The organism is Pseudomonas sp. PL-6 (assembly GCF_054110165.1).
This window is the reverse complement of record NZ_CM134189.1, coordinates 2,643,958-2,660,183: the sequence shown is the minus strand read 5'-3', so window position 1 is coordinate 2,660,183 and position 16,226 is coordinate 2,643,958. Positions and strand designations below refer to the sequence as shown.

The 16,226-nt window shown below is 67.4% G+C and carries 17 protein-coding genes; 2 read left to right on the top strand and 15 right to left on the bottom strand.

Features of this window, described 5'->3' with window-relative positions; genetic code table 11:
• Positions 1 to 353 precede the first annotated feature (353 nt).
• The 3 genes from ACW9UL_RS11290 to ACW9UL_RS11280 all read right to left on the bottom strand — a co-directional run bounded on the left by ACW9UL_RS11290 (position 354) and on the right by ACW9UL_RS11280 (position 3,973).
• Positions 354 to 2,021, bottom strand: a complete 1,668-nt coding sequence (locus ACW9UL_RS11290; protein WP_021442822.1) for a bifunctional protein-serine/threonine kinase/phosphatase — start codon at positions 2,019 to 2,021, stop codon at positions 354 to 356.
• A 132-nt stretch (positions 2,022 to 2,153) separates the two neighbouring features.
• A complete protein-coding gene (locus tag ACW9UL_RS11285) occupies positions 2,154 to 3,365 on the bottom strand; it encodes a nitrate/nitrite transporter (protein ID WP_021442821.1) in 1,212 nt (403 codons plus the stop codon).
• A gap of 452 nt (positions 3,366 to 3,817) precedes the next feature.
• A complete protein-coding gene (locus ACW9UL_RS11280) occupies positions 3,818 to 3,973 on the bottom strand; it encodes a hypothetical protein (RefSeq protein ID WP_178082579.1) in 156 nt (51 codons plus the stop codon).
• Positions 3,974 to 4,213: 240 nt separating this feature from the next.
• Here ACW9UL_RS11280 and ACW9UL_RS11275 point away from each other — a divergent pair, with 240 nt between their 5' ends.
• Complete coding sequence (locus tag ACW9UL_RS11275; protein WP_021444948.1) at positions 4,214 to 4,768, top strand: hypothetical protein; 555 nt, start codon at positions 4,214 to 4,216, stop codon at positions 4,766 to 4,768.
• A gap of 28 nt (positions 4,769 to 4,796) precedes the next feature.
• Here the strand turns inward: ACW9UL_RS11275 and ACW9UL_RS11270 are convergent, their stop codons facing one another.
• From ACW9UL_RS11270 to ACW9UL_RS11220, 11 genes are all read right to left on the bottom strand, one after another.
• Positions 4,797 to 5,129, bottom strand: coding sequence for a cytochrome C oxidase subunit IV family protein (locus ACW9UL_RS11270; RefSeq protein WP_021444949.1), 333 nt, complete (start codon positions 5,127 to 5,129; stop codon positions 4,797 to 4,799).
• A gap of 10 nt (positions 5,130 to 5,139) precedes the next feature.
• On the bottom strand, positions 5,140 to 5,832 hold the full coding sequence (locus tag ACW9UL_RS11265; protein WP_457787051.1) for a heme-copper oxidase subunit III family protein: 693 nt from the start codon (positions 5,830 to 5,832) through the stop codon (positions 5,140 to 5,142).
• Positions 5,833 to 5,838: 6 nt separating this feature from the next.
• Positions 5,839 to 6,513, bottom strand: a complete 675-nt coding sequence (locus ACW9UL_RS11260) for a cytochrome c oxidase subunit 3 (RefSeq protein ID WP_457787050.1) — start codon at positions 6,511 to 6,513, stop codon at positions 5,839 to 5,841.
• Entirely contained in the window at positions 6,510 to 8,270 is a 1,761-nt protein-coding gene (ctaD, locus tag ACW9UL_RS11255; protein ID WP_457787049.1) for a cytochrome c oxidase subunit I, read from the bottom strand. Before ctaD ends, ACW9UL_RS11260 begins: the two co-directional genes overlap by 4 nt.
• Positions 8,271 to 8,294: 24 nt before the next feature.
• Positions 8,295 to 9,737, bottom strand: a complete 1,443-nt coding sequence (locus ACW9UL_RS11250) for a c-type cytochrome (RefSeq protein WP_457787048.1) — start codon at positions 9,735 to 9,737, stop codon at positions 8,295 to 8,297.
• A 169-nt stretch (positions 9,738 to 9,906) separates the two neighbouring features.
• Positions 9,907 to 10,350 (bottom strand): thioesterase family protein, encoded by a 444-nt coding sequence (locus tag ACW9UL_RS11245; protein WP_397484877.1) that lies wholly within the window; start codon positions 10,348 to 10,350, stop codon positions 9,907 to 9,909.
• A gap of 89 nt (positions 10,351 to 10,439) precedes the next feature.
• A complete protein-coding gene (locus ACW9UL_RS11240) occupies positions 10,440 to 11,129 on the bottom strand; it encodes a polysaccharide lyase family 7 protein (protein WP_457787047.1) in 690 nt (229 codons plus the stop codon).
• 102 nt (positions 11,130 to 11,231) lie between these two features.
• Complete coding sequence (locus ACW9UL_RS11235; protein ID WP_457787046.1) at positions 11,232 to 12,023, bottom strand: ABC transporter ATP-binding protein; 792 nt, start codon at positions 12,021 to 12,023, stop codon at positions 11,232 to 11,234.
• Between the two features lie 10 nt (positions 12,024 to 12,033).
• Positions 12,034 to 12,885, bottom strand: a complete 852-nt coding sequence (ntrB, locus tag ACW9UL_RS11230; protein ID WP_457787045.1) for a nitrate ABC transporter permease — start codon at positions 12,883 to 12,885, stop codon at positions 12,034 to 12,036.
• Positions 12,886 to 12,897: 12 nt separating this feature from the next.
• Positions 12,898 to 14,181 (bottom strand): CmpA/NrtA family ABC transporter substrate-binding protein, encoded by a 1,284-nt coding sequence (locus ACW9UL_RS11225; protein WP_457787044.1) that lies wholly within the window; start codon positions 14,179 to 14,181, stop codon positions 12,898 to 12,900.
• Between the two features lie 387 nt (positions 14,182 to 14,568).
• Complete coding sequence (locus ACW9UL_RS11220; protein WP_021445895.1) at positions 14,569 to 14,883, bottom strand: hypothetical protein; 315 nt, start codon at positions 14,881 to 14,883, stop codon at positions 14,569 to 14,571.
• A gap of 148 nt (positions 14,884 to 15,031) precedes the next feature.
• On the opposite strand from ACW9UL_RS11220, the gene ACW9UL_RS11215 reads away from it, so the two are divergent.
• Positions 15,032 to 15,424, top strand: a complete 393-nt coding sequence (locus tag ACW9UL_RS11215; protein WP_457787043.1) for a hypothetical protein — start codon at positions 15,032 to 15,034, stop codon at positions 15,422 to 15,424.
• A 34-nt stretch (positions 15,425 to 15,458) separates the two neighbouring features.
• On the opposite strand, the gene ACW9UL_RS11210 is transcribed toward ACW9UL_RS11215, so the two are convergent.
• A partial coding sequence (locus ACW9UL_RS11210; RefSeq protein WP_457787042.1) for an aminotransferase class I/II-fold pyridoxal phosphate-dependent enzyme occupies positions 15,459 to 16,226 on the bottom strand: 768 nt, incomplete at its 5' end.

Sequence of the window (16,226 nt, the reverse complement as noted above, 5' to 3'; positions counted from 1 at the left end):
GGCCATCTCCTGAAGAAAAATCACGGTCGAAAAAATTGTCGGGAGCAATTCTTGACGTCGCTCCGCGACGGCTCGAAGAGTGGCCGCCAGGGATGGCAGGCCATAAAAAAACAAAAAAGGCGTCCCGCTAGTCACCTAGCGAGGACGCCTTTGTCCAGGTCCCGTTCGATCGGGAAGTGCAGCCTTCTTCGTTGAAGGTCGCGCTTTATTCAACTTGTGCCAAGACTAATGCAGCGCCTGTGCCAACTTTCCAACATCACGGTTTTTCAGGCTTTTCAGGCACTTGCCGGCTTCTGCCGAGCCTGCTTGTGCACCTTTGCGAGGCGTTTTGCGCCGCTTTGGTGCGAGTGGCGCTATTTGAGCAGCAACAGCGCCAGCAGCAGGTTGAGCAGCAGCGACACCAAGGCAACCGTGCGCCAGACCAGCAGCGGCTCGCGCTCCAGCAGCGGCCGTGGGCGGCTGCCGATGGACTGGCGCTCGCCGCTTTCCAGGGCCAGCAGCCATTCCTCGGCAGTTTCGAAGCGCTGCGCCGGGGCGGCGGCTACCGCGCGGTTCAAGATCTCATCGAGCCAGGCAGGCAAGTCCGGGCGGTAGCGGCTGGCTGGCACAGGTTGGCCGAAGCGCGGGTGCTGGAAGGCCTCGACCTCGCCGTGGGGATAGTGGCCGGTGAGCAGGTGATAGAGCGTCACGCCCGCGGCGTAGAGGTCCTGCTGGGCGCTGGGTGGGCTGCCGGCGAAGGCTTCCGGGGCGATATAGCTGGGGGTGCCGGGCAGGGCATGGGCCTCGTCGCGGGTCAGGCCCGGGCAGTAGGCCAGGCCGAAGTCGAGCACGCGCAGCTCGCCGTCGTCGCCGAGCAAGAGGTTCTCCGGCTTGATGTCGCGGTGGATGACATTGCGCCGGTGCAGCAGGCCGAGGGCCTTGATCAGCCGCGGCGCCAGGTCCTGCCAGTCGGCCAGGCTCAGCGGGCCGGCCTGCTGCAGGTGCGCGGCCAGGGTCTGGCCGGCGTACTCGCGCTGCACGTAATACAGGTGCTGGCGCTGCGGCAGCGCGTGCAGTTCGGGGAAGTGGCGGCCGGCGACGCGGCGCAGGAACCATTCCTCCTGCAGCAGCGCCGGGCCGGCCTGCTCCTCGCCGGCGCGGCTGGCCGGCAGGGTCTTGAGCAACCAGGGCTGATTGTGCGCGTCGCGCACCCGGTAGATCAGCGACTGGCGCGATTCACCGAGCAGGCCTTCGACCTGCCAGCCCTCGAACTCCTGGCCGTCGCGCAGGCGCGGCGGCAGCGGCCAGTGCTCGAGCTGGGCCAGGGTGTCGGCCAGCGCCGCCTCGGGCAATTGGTCTATGTACACCAGCAGGGCGCTGGCGTTGTCCTGGCTGCCGGCGCGGTGGGCCTCGTCGACCAGCGCCTGGCAGATCGCCCCGGCGTCATCGCCCTGTCGCAGCAGTTCGCCGATGCGCCTGTCGCTGAGGCAGGCCCAGACGCCGTCGCTGACCAGCAGGAAGCGGTCGCCGGCCTGCAGCTCGCCGTCGCGGTAGTCCACCACCAGGTGCTGATCCAGGCCCATGGCGCGCTTGAGCACGTGCTGCATGCCCGGCTGTTCCCAGACATGGTCCTCGGTCAGGCGCAGCAGCTGGCCGTCACGCCACAGGTAGGCGCGACTGTCGCCGATATGCGCCAGGGTGTAGCGGCGGCCGCGCAGCACCAGGGCGGTGAGGGTGGTCAGCAGCGGCTGGCCGCCGCCGTTGGCCTGCAGCCAGCGGTTATGTGCGCTGAGCAGGCGGTCCAGGCTGTGCTGCACCGGCCAGGTTTCCGGGGTGGAGTAGTAGTCCAGGGCCAGCGCCTGCAGGGTGGCGCGCGCCGCCAAGCCGCCGTCGGCGCACTGACTGACGCCATCGGCCAGGCCCAGCAGATAGCCCTTGCTGGCGGCCAGGGCCGGCGCCGGGGTGACCACGCGCAGGGCGTCCTGGTTCTCGCTGCGCGGGCCGGTGGCGCTGGTTTCGCCGATGCTCAGTTGCAGGGCCATGGCTGTTTCCACAGATCGTTTATTTGCCTCGGCGCTTCGGAACGTAGGGTGCGCCGCGTGCACCAGGCTCGACGATAGAGCGCTGGTGCGCATGGCGCACCCTACGAAGGCGGCGGATCGCCGAAGGTTCGCTTACACCCGCGCGGCGGTCACCGCGGCGCTGCCCCAGGTGGTGCGCCAGCGCTGCTTGACTCCGTGCAGACCGATCCAGGCCAGCACGCCGAGGCTGGCGAACAGCCACAGGCCCAGCTGGTAGTCGCCGGTGTGCTGCTTGATGGTGCCGAGGCCGGCGGCGAGGAAGAAGCCACCGATGCCGCCGGCCATGCCGATCAGCCCGGTCATCACGCCGATCTCCTTGCGAAAGCGCTGCGGTACCAGCTGAAATACCGCGCCATTGCCAGCACCAAGGCCGAGCATGGCGGCGACGAACAGGGCCAGGGCGGCGGTCGCGCTGGGCAGGTTGAAGCCCACCGCGGCGATGCACAGCGAGGCGATGGTGTACATCATCAGCAGCGAGCGGATGCCGCCGATGCGGTCGGCCAGGGCGCCGCCGAGTGGGCGCAGCAGGCTGCCGGCGCAGACGCAGGCGGCGGTGTAGTAGCCGGCGGTCACCGGGTTCAGCCCGTACTGGTCGCTGAAGTAGCCGGGCAGGGCGCTGGCCAGGCCGATGAAGCCGCCGAAGGTGACGCTGTAGAAGAACATGAACCACCAGCTGTCGCGGTCGCCGAGGGCCTTGAGGTAGTCGCCGAAGGCCTTGGCCTTGGGCCGCTCCGGCGCGTTCCTGGCCACCAGGGCGAAGATCACCAGGGTCGCCAGCAGCGGGATCAGCGCCCAGCCGAACACGTTCTGCCAGCCGGACAGCGCCGCCAGGCCGGGTGCGAACAGCGCCGCCAGCACGGTGCCGGAGTTGCCGGCGCCGGCGATGCCCATGGCCTTGCCCTGGTGCTGCGGCGGGTACCACTGCGAGGCCAGCGGCAGGGCCACGGCGAAGGCGGCGCCGGCGAAACCGAGGAACAGGCCGAGCAGCAGCGCCTGCTCGTAGCTGCCGATGCCGATCTGCCAGGCGCAGAACAGCGCGACGATGACCACCACCTGGCCGAGCAGGCCGGCGGTCTTCGGCGACAGGCGGTCGGCGAGAAAGCCCATCAGCAGGCGCAGCACGGCGCCGGCGAGAATCGGCGTGGCCACCATCAGGCCGCGCTGCTGGGCGTTGAGATCGAGGTCGGTGGCGATCTGCACCGCCAGCGGGCCGAGCAGGTACCAGACCATGAAGCTCAGGTCGAAATAGAGGAAGGCGGCGAACAGGGTGGGGGCGTGGCCGGCTTTCCAGAAACTTGTATTCATCGATCACCTCATCAGCGAGAAGGGGCCCGGCACGGCGCGGCCGCCGTGTCCACGACCACGGCCGACCGTGGTCGTGGACACGGCGGCCGCGCCTGCCGGGGAGGCCGCGCACTTGTGGCGCGCGGCCCTGCGGCCGAGGCCACAGCAGGGTTGAACGATTGCAGTGCAGGTTCGGATCGCGAAGCCTGCGCCGGCCCCGGACACTGGGGCGAACACGAAAAAAAACGCCGCTTCACCGCTGGCCGTTGAGGCGAGGTGAGGCGACGTCTTTGTCGTGAAGGAGGTGGCCGCCGTTGGCTACCTTGTGCAGGGTCCAAGCAAGAGCCGCGCCAATCGTCTATGGGCCTGGCGGTGCGGGTTCTCGGGCGTTGCGCTGGCGGCTGGCTGCCGCAAAAGGAGGCGCAGGTGCGGCGACATGCACCTGGACGGGGCGTCGCTGGTTGCCGAGCGGCTCAGTGGCGGGCGGCGGCGACCAGGCTGCGCGGTTGGTCTGCGGCGAGCACGGCGCCGCTGGCGGCGTGCGTCGGCAGCGGCAGGGTCAGCAGGGCCAGGGCCAGCAGGTTGCTCAGCAGGCCTGCCTGGCGCGCGCGGCGATAGCGAGTAGACATGGCGAATCCCCCCTTTCTTGCTGTTCTGCCCTAGGCGTAGCAGACGAATGGCCTGCTGTCACGGCGACGGCTGCAAGAATCGCGCAATCGCCCGTCGTCCGGCGTCTCGGGGCGAAAAAACGGCGGTGCTATACTGCAATCCTGGTCAAAAAATAGACAAATCGCCGCCTGGCGAGCCGCCTACCCGGCGGCGCCTGCGGGACGCTCGGCAGCATGGCAAAGCGAGATGGGAGGTGGGTCATGAATCGGCACTACTACATCAGCGACAACCTGGACGAGCTCGAGCGTGTCGAGCAGGAACTGGAAGCCCAAGGGATCAGCACCGAGCAGATTCACGTGCTCAGCGAGCAGGACGCCGAGGTGGAGCACCATCACCTGCATGACGTGCCCTCGTTCATGAAGCAGGACGTGGTGCACTCCGGCGAGATCGGTGCGCTGGTTGGGCTGGTGCTGGCCGCCGCGGTGCTGCTCGCCGCCTATTGGCTGGGTTGGACGGCCAGCGCGGCGGGTTGGATGCCGTTCATCTTCCTGGCCATCGTGCTGTTCGGCTTCTGCACCTGGGAAGGCGGCTTCTTTGGCATTCAGGTGCCCAATGCGCATTTCCGTCGCTTCCGTCAGTACCTGAAAGACGGCAAGCACGTGTTCTTCGTCGATGTCGAGCCGGAGCAGGAGCCCCTGCTGGCCCAGGTGGTCGGCCATCATCCGCGCTTGAGCGATGCCGGCACCGGCGAGGCGGCGCCGCACTGGATAGTCGCCTGGTTGCAGCGCTGGCACCAGTTCAAGCGCACCATCTGAGCGAGCCAGTCGCTGTCCGCCCGGCCGCTCACGGCGCGCCGGGCGCCGGCCCCTGGCCGAAGAACAGCACGCGGCTGAGAAACACGTAGTTCGCCTCGCTCGCCATCAGTCCCACCAGTACCAGCAGGCACAACGGCGGCAGCAGGATGGCGTAGACCATGGCCAGGCGCTCCCAGGCCATGTGCATGAAGATGGCGACGATCAGCCCGGCCTTGAGCAGCATGAACAGCAGGATCAGCGACCAGCGCAGGTAGCCGGCGAGATGGAAGTAGTCGACCAGGTAGGAGAGGGTGCTGAGGACGAACAGCAAGCCCCAGATCTTCAGGTACAGGCCGATCGGATGCTGCTGGGTCTGAGCCATGGCGAGTCCCTCACCAGAGGTAGAAGAAGGCGAAGATGAATACCCACACCAGGTCGACGAAGTGCCAGTACAGCCCGGCGATCTCGACGTTCTGGTAGTTGCCTGTGCGCTCGTAGGCCCCGCGCCAGACCTTCCAGGCGACGATGCACAGGTAGAGCACGCCGATCGACACGTGCAGGCCGTGGAAGCCGGTGATCATGAAGAAGCTGGCGCCGAACTGCGCTGCGCCCATGGTGTTGCCCCAGGGCCTGACGCCTTCCTCGATCAGCTTGCTCCATTCGAACGCCTGCATGCCGACGAAGGCGGCGCCACCGAGGGCGGTGGCCAGGATCAGCGCGGCGGTGCGCCCGCGTTCGCGGCGATAGGCGTAGTTGACCGCCATGGCCATGGTGCCGCTGCTGCTGATCAGCACGAAGGTCATGATGGCGATCAGGATCAGCGGGATGCTCTGCCCGGCGATGGTCAGGGCGAACACCTCGCTGGTGTTCGGCCAGGGCTCGGTGGTGGTCATGCGCACCGCCATGTAGCCGGTGAGGAAGCAGGTGAAGACGAAGGTGTCGCTGAGCAGGAAGATCCACATCATCGCCTTGCCCCAGGGCACCTGGTGGAAGGCCTCCTTGTCCGCGGCCCAGTCGGCGGCGACTGCCTGCCAGGGCGGCGTGGCGGTGTCCGGAGTGGGGTGTTGTTCGCGGCGACTGGCCATGGCGGATCACCTCAGGCCGCAGAAGGCGGCGATGGCCTGGTAGGTCTGCGGGCTGCTGGTGAGTACGGCGAACAGCAGCAGCCACAGCCCCAGCAGGTAGTGCCAGTAGCTGGCGCAGAGCTCCACGGCGACGGCGAAGGCGTGCGGCCGGCGCAGCCGCGTGGCCAGCAGGGCCCAGGCCCAGACCGCAAGGCCGCCGAGCAGATGCAGGCCGTGCAGGCCGGTGAGCAGGTAGAAGAAGCTGTTGGCCGGGTTGCCGGCGAGCGGATAGCCCCAGGCGGCGACGCGTTGCCAGAACCACAGCTGGCCGAGGAGAAACACCACCGCCAGCAGCCCGCCGGCGGCGAAGGCCAGCTGGCTCGTCGCCATTCGCGAGCGCCGCGCGGCCAGCCGGGCGCCCTGCAGGCACAGGCTGGCGGCGAGCAGCACGGCGCTGTTCAGCCACAGCGGCCAGGGCTGCGCCAGCGGCGCCAGTGGGTCGGTCAAGGGCTGCCAGTCCCCGACCTGCGAGCGCATCAGCAACGCCAGCAGGAACAGCAGAAACAGCGAGCTGATCGCCGCCAGCAGCAGGCGCAGGCCGACCCGGGCGGTGTGCAGGCGCGCGGCGGGCGTCGTCTCAGGGGTCTGCGGCCAGCCGCCGGGGCCGAGTTCCTCGCCGTCGCGCAGCAAGAGCCGGTTCATGGCCTGCGCTCCGTCGCCGCGTTCTTCATCCGTTGCAGCTCCTCGTCCGACACCGTCTGCGGCACGAAGTCCTGCTCCACGCCTGGCACGCTGTAGTCGTAGGCCCAGCGGTGCACCACCGGCAGGCGGGCGCCCCAGTTGCCGTGCACCGGCGGAGTCTGCGGGGTCTGCCATTCCAGGCTGGCGGCGCGCCAGGGGTTGGCGCCGGCGGGCTTGCCCTTGGCCAGGCTCCAGAACAGGTTGAACAGGAACAGCAGCTGGGCGACGCCGACCACCAGGGCGGCGACGGTGATGAAGGCGTTGAGGTCCTGCGCCGACTGCGGAATGAATTCGTAGCCGTCGAAGGCGTAGTAGCGCCGCGGCATGCCGAGAAAACCCAGGTAGTGCATGGGGAAGTAGATGGCGTAGGTGCCGAGGAAGGTGATCCAGAAATGCAGCTGGCCGAGGCGGTCGTCGAGCAGCCGCCCGGTGATCTTCGGGTACCAGTGGTAGATGGCGCCGAACACCACCAGGATCGGCGCCACGCCCATGACCATGTGGAAGTGGGCGACCACGAAATAGGTGTCCGACAGCGGGATGTCGACTATCACGTTGCCGAGGAACAGCCCGGTCAGGCCGCCGACCAGGAAGGTGAGGATGAAGGCCAGGGCGAACAGCATGGGCACGGTCAGGTGGATGTCGCCCTGCCACAGGGTCAGCACCCAGTTGTACACCTTCAGCGCGGTGGGCACGGCGATGATCAGCGTGGTGATGGCGAAGAAGAAGCCGAAGTAGGGGTTCATGCCGCTGACGTACATGTGGTGCGCCCACACCACGAAGCTCAGCACGCCGATGGCGACTATGGCCCAGACCATCATGCGGTAGCCGAAGATGTTCTTGCGCGCGTGGGTGCTGATCAGGTCGGAGACCAGGCCGAAGGCGGGCAGGGCGACGATGTACACCTCCGGGTGGCCGAAGAACCAGAACAGGTGCTGAAACAGGATCGGGCTGCCGCCCTCGTGCTCCAGCGGCTGGCCAAGGGAGATGATCGCCGGCATGAAGAAGCTGGTGCCGAGCAGGCTGTCGAACAGCATCATCACCGCGCTGACCAGCAGCGCCGGGAAGGCCAGCAGGGCAAGGATCGAGGCCATGAAGATGCCCCATACCGACAGCGGCATGCGCATCAGGGTCATGCCGTGGGTGCGCGCCTGCAGCACTGTGGTCACGTAGTTGAGGCCACCCATGGTGGCGGCGACGATGAAGATCGCCAGCGACACCAGCATCAGCACTATGCCCCAGTCGGTGCCCGGGGTGCCGGCGGTGATCGCCTGCGGCGGATAGAGGGTCCAGCCGGCGCCGGTGGGGCCGCCGGGAACAAAGAAACTGGCCAGCAGCACCAGCACCGAGAGCAGGTAGAACCAGTAACTGAGCATGTTGACGTAGGGGAACACCATGTCCCGCGCGCCGACCATCAACGGGATCAGGTAGTTGCCGAAGCCGCCGAGAAACAGCGCGGTGAGCAGGTAGATGACCATGATCATGCCGTGCAGGGTCATGGCCTGGTAATAGGTGCTGGCGTCCATGAACTCCAGGCTGCCGGGAAAGCCGATCTGCAGGCGCATCAGGCCCGAGAGCACCAGGGCGATCAGGCCGACGAAGATCGCCGTCAGCGCGTACTGGATGGCGATGACCTTGTGGTCCTGGCTCCAGATATAGCGCGTCAGGAAGCTGCGCGGCTCATGCAGGGCCGTGCTTTCGGCTTGGTGCGCATAGGCCATCGCGTCATCCTCCTGGTCAGGCAGTCAGGGCGAGGGATCCGCGGCCTCGTCGGAGCCGTCGGCGAGGGAGGCGATAAAGGCGGTCAGCGCCTCGAGCTGCGCCGCGTCGACGGCCAGGACCGGCATGATCGCGGCATAGCCCTGCACCACCTGGGCGTTGGGCTGGCGTATCGCCTCTTCAATATAGGCCGCATCGGCCCGGGCCGTGCTGCCGTCGACGAAATCCCGGGTGCTGCCGTACAGCCCGCGCCAGGTCGGGCCGATGCCGGCGCTGCCGTCGAGGCTGTGGCAGGCTAGGCAACCGAGGCTGGCGGCCAGCGCGCGGCCTTGTTCGGCCGGGCTGGCAGCGTCGTGCTCGGTGGCCGGTGCCTTGTCGCTTAGCGACTGGATCAGGGCGAGCAGGGCGGCCAGTTCCTCCTCGCTCAAGCGGTAGGCCACCATCACCGGCGGAAAACCCTGCACCAGCTTGGCCTGCGGGGCGAGGATGGATTCGCGCAGGTAGGCCTCGTCGGCCTGCAGGCTGCTACCGTCGGCCAGTTGCCGGGTGCTGCCGTACAGGCCCTGCCAGGTCGGGGCCAGGTTGGCGCTGCCATCGAGGCTGTGGCAGGCCAGGCAGCCGAGGTTCTGCGCCAGCTGGCGGCCCTTGTCCAGCAGGCTGGCGGCGCTCGGCGGCGCGGCGCGCAGGCTCTGGGCGAAGGTCGGCTGGCCGGCCAGCCACTGCTCGAAGGCCTCGGCCTCCTCGACGATCAGGCGTCCGCGCATATTGAAGTGGGCCACGCCGCAATACTCGGCGCAGAGCACCTCGTAGCTGCCCAGGCGGGTCGGGGTGAACCAGAAGTAGGAAACCATGCCCGGCACCATGTCCATCTTGGCGCGGATCTGCGGTACGTAGAAGTTGTGCAGCACGTCCTTGGAGCGCAGCAGCACCTTGACCGGCTGATCCAGCGGCAGGCGCAGCTCGCCGCCCTGCACCAGCACGTCGTCCGCCGCGGCCGGGTCGCCGGGGTCGAGGCCGAAGGGGTTGCGCGGCTCGACCCATTTGATGGCGGAGCGACCCAGGCGGCCGTCCGCGCCGGGGAAACGGTAGGCCCACTGCCACTGCTGGGCCACCACCTCGACCTCGCGGGCTTCCTGCGGCACCCGCACGAAATCGTCGTAGACCACCAGGCCGGGGGCCAGCAGGGCGACGATGCCCAGGCTGGTAACGGCGAACAACCACCACTCGAGTTTCTTGCTTTCCGGCTGGTAGGCCGCCCGCCGCCCCGCCTTGTGGCGGAAGCGGATGATGGCGATGACCATGAACAGGCACACCGCGACGAAGAACAGCCCGGTGATGAGCAGGGTGATCAGCAGGGCGGTGTCGATGGACACCCAGTTGGACGCCGCCTCGGTGGCCTGCCAGGGGCTGAGCAGGTGAAACAGCAGCGAGCCGATCACCAGCAGTATCAAGACGATTGCAAACGCCATGGGGCCGCATCCTGTTCCGGGCGCGCCTGGCTACACAAAGCCCCTGCCGGTGGCGAACGGCGTTGCAAATCGCGGCGTCAGGGCTCGGCGGCCCCGGCGCGGGAGCCGTCACTGGCCAGTATAGGCGCTGCCTCGCGGGCTGCCGCGCGGGCTGGCAGCGCGCGGTGACTCAGTCGAGGCGATTGACCCGCGGGAACTTGGCGGCGAACTCCGCCGGCATCGGCACCACCCTGGACTGGCGGTAGTCGAAGAACACGAAGCCGGACTTGGCCATGGCCACCAGCGTGCCGTCGGCCGGACGGCTGATGCGGAAGGTGATGTCGCCGCCGTACCTGTTGAAGTCCATCACGCCCACCTCGAACAGCAACTGGTCGCGGGCATGGGCTTCGGCGCGGTAGGTGGTGGCCAGGTCGGTGACGATGATGCCGGTGCCGTTGCCGTCGGTCTCGCGGATGCCGAACTCGTAGAGAAAACGCGCCCGCGCCTCGGAAATCATCGAGATCATCGAGTCGTTGCCCAGGTGGTTGGCACCGTTGATATCGGTGACTCGCACGGTGAGGTGGGTGCTGTAGCAGTACTGGTCTTCGGGAAACTCGAGGGTCAGGCGGGCCATGGCGCGTCTCGTCGCAGGTGGGGCGGCGATTGTACGCGAGCGACAGGGGCTGGCGCCGTCATTCGCCGCGGCAATGACGGCGCGACGCCTCAGCGATGCAGGCTGTTCAGATGAAAGAAGGTCACCCGGCCGCCCTCGTCGCTCGGTCCTTCGTTGTCCTGGATATAGGCGCCGGCCTTGAAATACAGCTGCTGTGTGCTCCAGGCGGGGTCGAGCTGGCGGTACAGCGAGCCCTGGTCGCCGTCCTTGCTGACCACGCTGACGCCGAGCCTGCCGCTGGGGGTGACGCGCAGGTCGTAGCCGAAGCGCTCGCCCAGCTGCACGTTGTCCGCCAGCAGGATGTTCTGCACCTGGCTGTCACCGGGTTTTTCGCGCAGCAGCAGTTCGAGGCGACCGACGCCTCGGCGATAGTGGTATTGCAGCTTGAGCAGCGGATCGTTGTGGCTGCCGGGCTCGTCCTTGCTGTGGATCTGGCCGATCACCACCTTGTTCTTGCTCGGTACCTGGTCGACCTGCAGCACCGCGCTGAGGTAGCTGTCGGCGCTGGCGTGCAGCCAGTTGCTCAGGCTGCCGTCGCTCTGCGTCTCGCGCAGTTCGCTGCGTGGGTAGCTGGCGTCGGCGGTGGTGGAGCCGCCGACCGGCACCCAGAAGGTCAGGCTGCCGTCGGCGTTGCGGCGCAGGTACTGGCTCTGGTAGCCGTTGTTCAGCCGCGCGGTGCTGACGGTGGTGGGGCTGGGATCGGTGGGGATCGAGAGGTTCCAGGTGGTGAGGTCGAGCACGGGCTTTCCTTGGTCGAGGGCTGGGGGAACCTCTCTTCGTGTGCCCGTTCGGCCATTGGTTCAACCGCTCCGACCAGCGTGCCAGAGCGGTTGCCGCGTCTGTCAGGCGGCCGGGCGCTGCTGGCGCTGGTAGAGGAACTCCAGTACCGCACCGCGATAGCCGTGGTACTGCGCGTCATTGGCCAGCGCCAGGCGGTCGCGCGGGCGCGCCAGCTCCACCTTGAGGATCTCGCCGACGGTGGCGGCCGGGCCGTTGGTCATCATCACGATGCGGTCCGACAGCAGCACCGCTTCGTCGACGTCGTGGGTGACCATCACCACGGTGCTGTGGGTCGCGCCGACGATGCGCAGCAGCTCGTCCTGCAGGTGGGCGCGGGTCAGCGCATCGAGGGCGCCGAACGGCTCGTCCATCAGCAGCACCTTGGGCTCCATGGCCAGGGCACGGGCGATGCCGACGCGCTGCTTCATGCCGCCGGAGATTTCGCTGGGGTGCTTGTACATGGCATGGGCGAGGCCGACCATCTGCAGCGCCTGCTCGGTGCGCGCCTTGAGCTGGGCCTTGCTCTCGCGTGCGCCGAAGACCTTCTCCACGGCCAGGTGGACGTTGCCGTAGCAGGTCATCCAGGGCAGCAGGCTGTGGTTCTGGAACACCACGGCGCGTTCGGGGCCGGGGCCGTCGATCTCGCGGCCGTTGCAGATCAGCCCGCCCGCGCTGGCTTCGAGCAGGCCGGCGATCAGGTTGAGCACGGTGGATTTGCCGCAGCCGGAGTGGCCGATCAGCGAGACGAACTCGCCGCGGGCGATGCTCAGGTTGACGCCTTCCAGGGCCTGGAAGCGGCCTTTCTTGGTGTCGAAGTGTTTGCTGACGGCGGTCAGCTCGACGAACTTGTCCATGGGTGGCTCCTTAATTCGCGTAGTCGAAGCGCTTGGCCAGCAGCAGGAGCGCCTGCTCCAGGGCCAGGCCGACCAGGCCGACGATGATGATGGCGATGAGGATGTGTTCGACGTTGAGGTTGTTCCACTCGTCCCACACCCAGAAGCCCAGGCCGATGCCGCCGGTGAGCATCTCCGCGGCGACTATCACCAGCCAGGCCACGCCGATGGCCAGGCGGATGCCGGTCATCAGGTGCGGCAGCACGGCGGGAAACAGGATGCGCGTCAGCACCTTGAACTCCGACAGCTTGAGCACGCGGGCCACGTTCAGGTAGTCCTGCGGCACGCTGGCGACGCCGGCGGCGGTGTTGAGGATGATCGGCCAGATCGAGCTGATGAAGATCACCCAGATCGATGCCGGGCCTGCCGCCTCGAACACCAGCAGGCCGATTGGCAGCCAGGCCAGCGGCGACACCGGACGCAGCAGGCTGATGATCGGCGCCAGCATGCCGGCGAGGAAGGCGAAGCGGCCGATGGCGAAGCCCAGCGGAATGCCCACCAGCGCCGCCAGGCCGAAGCCGACGCCGACCCGGCCGAGCGAGTTGAGGATGTTCCAGCCGATGCCCATGTCGTTGGGGCCGTTGTCGTAGAAGGGATCGGCGAACAGCACCAGGGCGGCCTGCCAGGTGCTCAGCGGGCCGGGCAGGCCCTCGCTGTGCTGGGCGAGCAGGGCCCACAGGCCGATGAAGGCGAGGATGCCCAGCAGCGGCGCGATGGCCGCCTTGAGCCCGTTGCCGAGGCTTTGCACGCTGGGCAGCAGGGCCATGGGCGAGAAGCGCGGCTTGGCCAGCTGCGGCAGCGGAGTTTTCAGGGGCGCATTCATGGTCACCTCCGATCAGGCTTTGATGGCGAAGGAGTCGGCGTAGGCGGCCGGGTTGCTGCCGTCCCAGACCACACCGTCGATCAGCGTGCTGCTGCGCAGCGGGCTGCTCGGCACGGCCAGCTTGAGGGCGCCGGCCGCCTCGGCGTAGAGCGCGGTCTGGTTGATCTGCGCCGCCACGGCGGCGTAATCCGGCGCGTCCTTGAGCAGGCCCCAGCGCTTGAACTGGGTGAGGAACCATATGCCGTCGGAGTGGTAGGGGAAGTTGACGCTGCCGTCCTTGCAGAAGGCCATGGCGTGCTCGTCCTGCCAGCTGTTGCCGAGGCCGTCCTCGTACTGGGCGAGAAAGCGCGGTTCGATCACCTGCACCGGCGCGTTGACGTAGGCCTTGCCGGAAATCAGCTTGGCGGTGCTCTTGCGGTTCTCCTCGCTGGCCTCGATGAAGCGGCTGGCGTCGAGCACCGCCATGATCAGTGCGCGGGCGGCATTGGGATACTGCTCGATAAAGGCGCGGGTGGTGCCAAGCACCTTCTCCGGGTGGTCCGGCCAGATCTGCTGGGTGGTGGTGGCGGTGAAGCCGATCTTGTCGAAGATCGCCCGCGCGCCCCAGGGCTCGCCGACGCAGAAGCCGTCCATGTTGCCGACGCGCATGTTGGCGACCATCTGTGGCGGCGGCACGACGATGGTCTTCACGTCGCTCAAGGGGTTGATGCCCAGGCTGCCGAGCCAGTAGTACAGCCACATGGCGTGGGTGCCGGTGGGGAAGGTCTGGGCGAAGGTCAGCGGGTTGCCGCCTTTCTTCACGTGCGCGGCCAGTTGCGCGCCGTTGGTCACACCGGCGTCGCGCAACTGTTTGGACAGGGTGATGGCCTGGCCGTTCTGGTTCAGGCCCATCAGCACCGCCATGTCCTTCTGTGGCCCGGCCAGGCCGAGCTGGGCGCCGTACATCATGCCGTAGAGCACGTGGGCGGCATCCAGCTCGCCGGTGTTGAGCTTGTCGCGCACGCCGGCCCAGGAGGCTTCCTTGCTCGGGGTGATGCTCAGGCCGTACTTCTCGCCGAAGCCCTGGGTGGCGGCCACCACCACCGAGGCGCAGTCGGTCAGGGGGATGAAGCCGACTTTCAGCGCGGCCTTTTCCGGTGCGTCGGAGCCGGCGGCCCAGGCCGCACTGCGCAGTGAGGCCGGCGCCGACAGGCCGAGCGCGGCGATGCCGCCAACGGCACCGGCGAGGGCAATGGATTGCTTGAGGAAGTTGCGGCGGCTGGTATCCAGGGGCTTGTTCGAATCACGCTCGGTCATGGGGCTAATCCTTGTCAGGCACATAAACAAAAAACGGCGTACGCCAGGCCGCCTCGGTAAGAGGAGGTGGCCTGACGGACGCCGTTGTCCGTGATCCTCGGCCCGCCGCCGTTGGCGTGCTACGCAGGATGGTTGACAGGGACGTAGCAAGGGGCTTGCCAGTTTTTCCAGGCAAAGACCCTGACGTTCTCGGCAGCGCACGGCGAGTGCCGCAGGGGCCTCAGCTGGCGAATGGCTAGCCGATAGAAATCAATGACTTGGATATGGGCTGGAGCCATTGGCAGGGGCCTGCCGGGCGGCCCAGCAGCCGCCGGCGCCGGCGCGCTCGTGGGCCAATGGCGTGCATGGCCGGGCGCCGCTGAGCCGTTTTGGTTCGAGGTGCCGAGCTCAGGAGGCTGGCTGGACGCGCGCTTCCTCGACGAAATCGCGCAGCCAGCGCAGCACTTCCACCGCCTCCCAGCGCGCCGGGTCGAACAGGGCGTAGGCCAGGCCCTGATAGCCGACCACATCCAGCTGGCGGTGGTAGCCGGCGCGCTGCAGCAGCGCCTCGATCTCGGCGAAGCAGGTGTTGAAGTGCTGGCGGTTAAAGGGCGTGCGGTTCTCGGTGACGATGCCCTCGAGCTGCAGTTCCTCGACCATTTCGCGCACCCGCTCCAGCGGCATGCGGTTCACCCGGTGTTTCAGCTGCAGTACGTCCAGCATGGTGCGGCTCCTGTGCATTGGTTCGAGAGACCAAGGGTAAACGAAAAATACTGTACAAATAAACAGTTTTGGTGAATAGTGAGGCCACTGCAGCGACATCGACCCGTCCGCCCCGCACGGTGGACGCCTTGCGAGAGGAGAATTGGCAATGCAACAGATGCTGATGACGATTGTGCTATTGGCTGTGCTGAGCGGCTGCGCCCAGCCGCAGATCGAACGGCCGCAGGCCAATGGCGCCTACCTGGTGATCGAGGGCGAGCAGGCCTGGGCCGTGCTGGTGTCCGACGGCCGGCGCGTGGAGGAGGCGGGCAGGGTGCTGGACGTGATCCGCCTGCCCGGACATCACTCGAGCATTGCCGCCAGCTACGTGATCGACACGCCCAACTGCGGCAAGCTGCAGTGGCTGACCGAGCGCCATGGCGCGGCGGAGGGGGAAACCACCCTGCTGCCGGCGGTGTTCAACGAGGAGTTGGCCAGCCCGGGCTGCGTGCTGGCCCAGGGCCTGAGTCGCGCCTGGACGGCGCTGGATTATTCCGGCTGATATGACCAGGGCGCCTCGCGGCGCCCTGGTGGCTTTACTCGTCAGCGGCCTTGGCCTTCTTCGCCGGCAGCAGGCCGTCGGCGCGGAACATCGCCTTGATCCCGCGCAGCGCCTGGCGGGTGCGATCCTGGTTCTCGATCAGGGCGAAGCGCACGTGGTCGTCGCCGTAGTCGCCGAAGCCCAGGCCCGGCGAGACGCAGACCTTGGCTTCGGCCAGCAGCTTCTTGGCGAATTCCAGCGAGCCGAGCGGGGCATAGGCCTCGGGAATCTTGGCCCAGACGTACATCGAGGCCTTGGGTTTTTCCACCATCCAGCCGATCTCGTGCAGGCCCTTGACCAGCAGGTTGCGACGCTGGCGGTACTGCTCGGCGATGTCGCGCACGCACTGCTGGTCGCCTTCCAGGGCGGCGATAGCGGCCACCTGCAGCGGAGTGAAGGTGCCATAGTCGTGGTAGCTCTTGATCCGCGCCAGGGCGGACACGAGTTCTTTATTGCCGACCATAAAGCCGATGCGCCAGCCGGCCATGTTGTAGCTCTTGGACAGGGTGAAGAACTCCACCGCGATGTCCTTGGCCCCCGGCACCTGCATGATCGAGGGGGCCTGCCAGCCGTCGTAGACGATGTCGGCGTAGGCCAGGTCGTGCACCACCAGCACGTCGTACTGCTTGGCCAGGGCCACCACGCGCTCGAAGAAGTCCAGCTCCACGCACTGCGCGGTGGGGTTGGAGGGAAACCCCAAGATCATCATCTTCGGCTTGGGGATGGATTCGCGAATCGCCCGTTCCAGCTCGGCGAAGAAGTC

Bases quoted from the DNA above. Each gene is read 5' to 3' on its own strand.
- ACW9UL_RS11215 (WP_457787043.1), top strand. From the start codon at position 15,032: ATGCAACAGATGCTGATGACGATTGTGCTATTGGCTGTGCTGAGCGGC.
- ACW9UL_RS11250 (WP_457787048.1), bottom strand. From the start codon at position 9,737: ATGGCGTTTGCAATCGTCTTGATACTGCTGGTGATCGGCTCGCTGCTG.
- ACW9UL_RS11270 (WP_021444949.1), bottom strand. From the start codon at position 5,129: ATGGCTCAGACCCAGCAGCATCCGATCGGCCTGTACCTGAAGATCTGG.
- ACW9UL_RS11245 (WP_397484877.1), bottom strand. From the start codon at position 10,350: ATGGCCCGCCTGACCCTCGAGTTTCCCGAAGACCAGTACTGCTACAGC.
- ctaD (WP_457787049.1), bottom strand. From the start codon at position 8,270: ATGGCCTATGCGCACCAAGCCGAAAGCACGGCCCTGCATGAGCCGCGC.
- ACW9UL_RS11285 (WP_021442821.1), bottom strand. From the start codon at position 3,365: ATGAATACAAGTTTCTGGAAAGCCGGCCACGCCCCCACCCTGTTCGCC.
- ACW9UL_RS11275 (WP_021444948.1), top strand. From the start codon at position 4,214: ATGAATCGGCACTACTACATCAGCGACAACCTGGACGAGCTCGAGCGT.
- ACW9UL_RS11290 (WP_021442822.1), bottom strand. From the start codon at position 2,021: ATGGCCCTGCAACTGAGCATCGGCGAAACCAGCGCCACCGGCCCGCGC.
- ACW9UL_RS11235 (WP_457787046.1), bottom strand. From the start codon at position 12,023: ATGGACAAGTTCGTCGAGCTGACCGCCGTCAGCAAACACTTCGACACC.
- ACW9UL_RS11220 (WP_021445895.1), bottom strand. From the start codon at position 14,883: ATGCTGGACGTACTGCAGCTGAAACACCGGGTGAACCGCATGCCGCTG.
- ACW9UL_RS11280 (WP_178082579.1), bottom strand. From the start codon at position 3,973: ATGTCTACTCGCTATCGCCGCGCGCGCCAGGCAGGCCTGCTGAGCAAC.
- ACW9UL_RS11265 (WP_457787051.1), bottom strand. From the start codon at position 5,832: ATGGCCAGTCGCCGCGAACAACACCCCACTCCGGACACCGCCACGCCG.
- ACW9UL_RS11225 (WP_457787044.1), bottom strand. From the start codon at position 14,181: ATGACCGAGCGTGATTCGAACAAGCCCCTGGATACCAGCCGCCGCAAC.
- ntrB (WP_457787045.1), bottom strand. From the start codon at position 12,885: ATGAATGCGCCCCTGAAAACTCCGCTGCCGCAGCTGGCCAAGCCGCGC.
- ACW9UL_RS11260 (WP_457787050.1), bottom strand. From the start codon at position 6,513: ATGAACCGGCTCTTGCTGCGCGACGGCGAGGAACTCGGCCCCGGCGGC.